The organism is Sphingobium sp. LMA1-1-1.1, from assembly GCF_040676365.1.
Classification (GTDB): domain Bacteria; phylum Pseudomonadota; class Alphaproteobacteria; order Sphingomonadales; family Sphingomonadaceae; genus Sphingobium.
The window spans coordinates 1-1603 of record NZ_JBEGHS010000021.1 but is presented as its reverse complement, the minus strand read 5'-3'; the positions used below and the strand labels follow the sequence as shown (position 1 = coordinate 1603).

Annotated in this window: 2 protein-coding genes; both read left to right on the top strand. The window is 63.6% G+C overall.

Annotation, left to right across the window (positions count from 1 at the left end; translation table 11 throughout):
* Nucleotides 1-762 carry an electron transfer flavoprotein subunit beta/FixA family protein gene (locus MRBLMA1_RS11515; protein ID WP_363736964.1) on the top strand — a complete coding sequence of 254 codons (762 nt, stop codon included), beginning with the start codon at nt 1-3 and terminating at the stop codon, nt 760-762.
* Nucleotides 759-1603 (top strand): electron transfer flavoprotein subunit alpha/FixB family protein (locus MRBLMA1_RS11510; protein WP_363736963.1); only part of this gene is annotated, 845 nt, incomplete at its 3' end. The genes MRBLMA1_RS11515 and MRBLMA1_RS11510, both read left to right, overlap by 4 nt.

Below are 1603 nucleotides of genomic sequence, written 5' to 3'. Positions count from 1 at the left end.
ATGAAGATCCTTGTGCCCGTGAAGCGGGTGATTGACTATAATGTGAAGCCGCGCGTGAAGGCGGATGGGACGGGCGTCGATCTGGCGAACGTCAAGATGTCGATGAACCCGTTCGACGAGATTGCGGTTGAGGAAGCCATTCGCCTGAAGGAAAAGGGCGTGGCGACCGAGGTTGTGGCTGTGTCGATCGGCGTTGCCAAGGCGCAGGAAACGCTGCGCACCGCGCTCGCCATGGGCGCCGATCGGGCGATCCTGATCCAGACCCCAGATGATATCGGCTCTGATGTCGAGCCGCTGGGCGTGGCCAAGCTGCTCGCCAAGGTGCAGGAAGAGGAAGGCGCTGGCCTGATCATCCTGGGCAAGCAGGCGATCGACGACGACAGCAACCAGACGGGCCAGATGCTGGCCGCGCTGCTGGGCCTGGCGCAGGGCACCTTCGCCAGCAAGGTCGAGGTCGAGGGCGACAAGGTCAGCGTCACGCGCGAAGTCGACGGCGGGCTGGAGACGGTGAAGCTCAACACGCCGGCGATCATCACGACTGATCTGCGCCTCAATGAACCGCGCTATGCTTCGCTGCCCAACATCATGAAGGCGAAGTCGAAGCCGCTCGCGACCAAGACGCCCGCAGACTATGGCGTGGATATCTCGCCGCGCCTGGAGACGATCAAGGTGGTCGAACCGGCCAAGCGTTCGGCTGGCGTGAAGGTGGCCGATGTCGATGAACTGGTCGCGAAGCTCAAGGCTCTGGGAGTTGCAGCATGACAAAGACGCTCGTTTGGGTTGAACATGAGGGCGGCGCAGTCAAGGACGCGACGCTTTCCGCCGTCACCGCTGCATCGAAGCTGGGTGAAGTGCATCTGCTGGTCGCGGGCCAGGGCGTCGGGGGCGTTGCCGCCGAAGCAGCGAAGATCGCCGGCGTGGGCAAGGTCCATGTCGCGGACGACGCAGCCTTCGGGCATGCGCTGGCCGAGAATGTCGCGCCGCTGGTCGTCGAATTGATGGGCAGTCATGACGCGTTCGTCGCGCCTGCCACCAGCAACGGCAAGAACATCGCGCCGCGCGTGGCGGCTCTGCTCGACGTGATGCAGATCAGCGACATTCTGTCGGTCGAGAGCGAAGACAGCTTCACTCGTCCGATCTATGCCGGCAACGCGATTGCAACCGTCAAGTCGAAGGATGCGAAGAAGGTCATCACCGTCCGCGGCACTGCTTTCGAGAAGGCGGCCAAGGAAGGCGGCAACGGCGTGGTGGAAGCCGTGGCTTCGACCGGGGACAAGGGGCTGTCATCCTTTGTCGGCGCGGAGATCGCGAAGCTGGAGCGGCCGGAGCTGACCTCGGCCAAGGTGATCGTGTCGGGTGGCCGCGCGCTGAAGGACAGCGAGACGTTCGAGGCGACCATCTTCCCGCTGGCGGACAAGCTGGGCGCGGCGGTGGGTGCTTCGCGCGCTGCTGTCGATGCGGGCTATGTGCCCAACGACTATCAGGTGGGGCAGACCGGCAAGATCGTCGCGCCGGAAGTCTATATCGCCGTCGGCATTTCCGGGGCGATCCAGCATCTGGCGGGGATGAAGGATTCCAAGACCATCATCGCCATCAACAAGGA